Annotated in this window: 3 protein-coding genes; 2 read left to right on the top strand and 1 reads right to left on the bottom strand. The window is 68.1% G+C overall.

Going from position 1 to position 4,342, the window contains the following annotated elements:
- Position 1 precedes the first annotated feature (1 nt).
- Together ACXJKG_RS19820 and ACXJKG_RS19825 are read left to right on the top strand one after the other, a co-directional pair.
- Positions 2-616, top strand: a complete 615-nt coding sequence (locus tag ACXJKG_RS19820; protein WP_456847446.1) for a LuxR C-terminal-related transcriptional regulator — start codon at positions 2-4, stop codon at positions 614-616.
- Positions 613-2,133 (top strand): sensor histidine kinase, encoded by a 1,521-nt coding sequence (locus tag ACXJKG_RS19825; RefSeq protein ID WP_456847447.1) that lies wholly within the window; start codon positions 613-615, stop codon positions 2,131-2,133. The genes ACXJKG_RS19820 and ACXJKG_RS19825 overlap by 4 nt, the downstream gene beginning before the upstream one ends.
- Here ACXJKG_RS19825 and ACXJKG_RS19830 read toward each other — a convergent pair.
- Entirely contained in the window at positions 2,108-3,532 is a 1,425-nt protein-coding gene (locus ACXJKG_RS19830; RefSeq protein ID WP_456847448.1) for a TRAP transporter substrate-binding protein, read from the bottom strand. The two genes, ACXJKG_RS19825 and ACXJKG_RS19830, sit on opposite strands and share 26 nt — an antisense overlap.
- Positions 3,533-4,342: the final 810 nt, after the last annotated feature.

Consider the following 4,342-nt stretch of genomic DNA (forward strand, 5'->3'; position numbering starts at 1 on the left):
GGTGTGCGGCGCTGGTGTGCGGCGCTTGCTCGAGGACGCCGGCGTGGCCGTCGTCGGCACAGCAGCCGATGCCGAAGCACTGATGGTGCTCGTCTCCGAACACCGACCCAATGTGGCGATCGTCGACATTCGCATGCCTCCGACCTATACGGACGAAGGCGTGGTGGCCGCCGCAGCCATCCGACGCCACTATCCGGATGTCGGGGTCCTGGTGCTGTCACACCACCTGGAGTCCGAGTACGCGTTGCGCGTGATCGGGGAAGTTCCGGAACGCGTCGGCTACCTCCTGAAGGAGCGCGTGAGCGCCGTCGAAGTTCTTGTTGACGCGATCCATCGGGTGGACGACGGCGAGTGCGTCATCGATCCGACGATCGTCTCTCGCCTGATGCATCGGCGGCGGGAAAGCTCCGTGGTCGACCTGCTCACGGGCCGTGAACGGGAGGTGCTCGCACTCATGGCTGAGGGTCGCTCGAACCAAGCGATCAGCGGGCGACTGTTCCTCAGCCTCCGCACCGTCGAACACCACGTGCGATCGGTGTTCGACAAGCTCGGCCTCGCCGAGTCACCGGACGACCATCGACGCGTGCTGGCCGTCGTCGCGTACCTACGAGGGTGACCATCAGCACCGTCATCGACGTCGCCACCGGCGCGGTGCTTCTCGTCGCCGGCTGCTGGACATGGCTCAGTCGCCGTGACAGCCGGCTCGGCCTGTGGATGGTCCTCAGCGGAGTCGCTTGGTTTGCCGCGTATCCGCTGCCGCTCGCGGTGCTCGCGGCCAGAGCACCGCTCGCACAGGCGATGATCACGTTCCCGTCCGGGCGGGCGCGGCAATGGGCGCTACGAGCGGCGGTCGCGATCGCATACGTCAGCGTGGTCCTCGCCACCGTCCTCGACGAAGACGTGGGTGCTCTGTTCCTCGCCGCGCTCGTGCTCGGCATCTCAGGTCACGCTGCGCTGGCGACCACCGGTCCGGCGCATCGCGGTGCCGTGCACGCGTTCACAGCGGCCGCGTTCTTCGCCGGAGCGCTCATCGTCCTGCCGGTTCAGCACGCGGTGGGGTTCGCCTCGGTGCAGACGGCGGCCGATCTCTCGTCCGTCCTGATCGCCACGTCAGCGATCTGGTTGGCGGTGGCCGCCGCGCGCGCTCGGTGGACCGAGTCCTCTGCTCTCGGGCTCGTCGTTGACGTCGGCAGGCGTGCTGGCGGACTACGCGAAAGGCTCCGACGCACGGTAGGAGACCCAAGCTTGGAGCTCGGGTACCGGATCGCCGGGACCGAGTCCTACGTTGACGAGTCCGGGTCTCGGATCACGACGGGTCGTGCCGGGCGAACCGTGACGCCGATCGTGGACCAGGGCCGTCAGATCGCGATCGTCGTCCACGACGAGTCCATACCCCTCGACGACTACCTGCGCTCGGCGATCCTCTCGGTAGCCCGCCTCACAGCGACCACCGCGACGATGCAGGCCGAGTCGCGCGAGCGCGTGAGCCAACTCGCTCGCTCGCGAACTCGGTTTGTGCAGGCGGCTGACGACGAGCGCCGACGCATCTCGGCGCGGATCGATACGGGGCCCGGTCAGAGGCTTCGCGAGGTCGAGCACCTGCTCTCCGTCGCGCTGGCCACCCTGCCGCCGGGCGACGCCGACCAGCTGGGCGCGATCTCGCAGGAAGTGTCGACCGCTGCCGATGAGCTGGCCCGCCTGGCCCGCGGCTCGCTGCCACGGCTGGTCGTGGACGACGGACTGCGTGCGGCACTCATCGACATCGCCGCTCGATTCCCGTGCCCCGTCAGCGTCGACGTCCCGTCGGTTCGCATGAAGCCGATCATCGAATCCACGACCTACTTCGTCTGTGCCGAAGCGCTCGCGAACGTCGCCAAGCATGCCGGGGCGTCGCGGGTGAACGTCACGGTGACGCTCGAGGAGGATGCCGTGCGCGCCTCGATCGTCGACGACGGACGTGGCGGCGCGCCATCGAGTCCCGACGGCCGCGCGCGCGGATCGGGACTCGATGGCCTGGTGGACCGGGTGGAAGCGCTGAACGGACGTCTGGTGATCGAGAGTCACGAAGGCCGAGGGACCGCCCTGCAGCTCTGGATTCCCGAGGCGATCACGGCACCCGCGTCCACGGCTTGACCCGGATCGGAGTCGGGCACACGCCGATGGCGTCGTCGCGGATCAGCGTCAGGGTGTCGCTCTGCACGCTCCAGCGACAGACCCACTTCTCACCGTTGGATTGGAGCATCGTCAGTACGTCGCCCCGCACCGAGTACGTTCCCCCGCTGGACAGCGTCCCGTCCGGGTTGAACGTCATCGTGAAGTCGCCGTAGTTGCCCGGACCGATCTCGCCCGTGTCGTAAAGATCAGAAGCCGCCAACTCGTCCCGGGTGAAGCTGACCTGCCATTGCGATCCGTCGAGCACGCTCGCCTCGCCTGTGGACGTCGAATCCGACGCGCACACGACCGAGTCCGGAGCCGCGCCGACGTCCGCCTTCAGCTGCTCGATCTGTGCCAGGAAGTCCTTGCTCGCCGGGTCCTGGGAGATCGCCGAGTAGACCGGATCGAGGGCGTGCCTAAGGCCGGCGAGCTGCCCGGGCTCCGCAGACAGAACTTTCATCGCGGTCCGACAGATCGTCGCGCCAGTCTCGACGTCCTCCGCCCGGTCGGCCTTCAACGAACCGACCACGGCGGCCTCACCCGCGGCGCGGAGCGCGTTCTGGTGGGCGGGATCGAGTGAGTCGAGCACCTTCTTGTTGATCACGAAGACCAAGGGCCGCGAGACGACGTTGAGATTCCCCGTCACCGACTGGGCGCCATCGGTGTAGCCGTTTCCTACGATGGCGCCCAGCTGAGTCACCACCCCATCCTTTCCGTCAAGAGCCATCCCGGAATGCCCGAGGACACTGGTTGCGCCCAGGGTGTCGAACGTCAGGCGAGACACGTCCCCGTCGTCGCGCCAGATCGTGGCGCCGGAGAAGTCAGCTGGTGCGCGGAAGTCGCGGTCCACACCCATCACCTTTCTCAGCGGTCCTGGCAGCACTGCGACGGCCTCGAGACCGTCGTGCTTGACGCTCTCGAGCATGGCCTGCGGGATCCCTGCCTCGAAGATCGCTCCTTCGAGGTCGTAGCTGTCGACGAGCAAGGGCGCGAGCAGGGCGGGGAAGGTGGTCTCGCCGATCGAGTCGAAGGCTCGGGCACCGACCCAGGCCATGTCGACCTTGCCCGAAGCGACGTCGGACAACAGCCCGGCCTCTCCGCCGACGTCGGGTCCGGGCTTCCACCCTGTGGCGACCTTGATGTGCAAGGTTCCGTCCGAGACCTTCTCGACCTGCGTCTGATACTCGGAGACCGGTGGGTCGATCCCGTCGTTCAGGCTGGCCAGAGTCAGTGTTGTCTGCGGCGGACCGCCCGCGCGATTGCTCGGCGGGCTGACCGAGCATCCGGCGACGGCGAGCGCGATCGTGCACGCAAGCGCGAGTACTCCGCTCGCGCTGAGCGGAGGGCGGGTCCTACCGGCCAGTTCCGTATTCGGCATTGTCGTCTTCCTTCCGGCACTGCGCAGGGATCCGTGCGCAAGAACGACCGTAGGAACGCTCGGGCACCCGAGGCATCGGTGCGAGCCTCTCGTTGTCACTCGGCCGCGGTGGGTGGCACCACCCATCCTCAGGCCGCGATCGAGGGCCCTCGGCCGCCTGACCAGCCAGAGGATCACCCAGACGCGCTGCAACACACCCAGGGACTGTCCCGGGCCAGCTGCGCTGCACACCGGTGCGACGGTCAGCCGGTTGCGTCGGTCCAGCGGATGTCGGTGGTCCGTCGGCCCGGGCTTGGCCATCTCGCGCACGGTCCCCCCGCATGTCCCGCATCCCGACCAGACGGTGCGCCGCGACCGCGTCGTAGGCGGCCGCGAGGACGATCTTGCGGATGTCGCCGCCCGCCACCTCGAGGCCGGCGGCCAGGAATTCGGCGTCCATCGGGTCGGCCGGGTCGGTACACGGCAGCTGCGCGTGCCTCGCACGCCTGTGCCGGCACCCGCGGCATGCGTGACGGCCGCCGGCGGCGTGACGCCTGCGGTCGCCCGCGCCTAGGGCTGCCGATGCCGCTGGGTTTCCGGGTGGAGTCGGCAAGGGACCAGCCGGCGTCGACCAGTCGATCAAATCCGCGACGGCGAGTAGGCGCCCACCAGGCCAGATAGGCTGCCTCACCGCACTTGAACCTGTGACCGAAAGTGTGGGCTTTTGGCCCGCCGATCAAATCTCAGGCCTGGTGAGACACCGTCTCACCAGGCCTGATAAGTCGGGCTACAGGATTTGAACCTGCGACCCCTTGAAGAATCCCGGGGCCG

This window comes from Cellulomonas sp. P5_C6 (assembly GCF_054049635.1).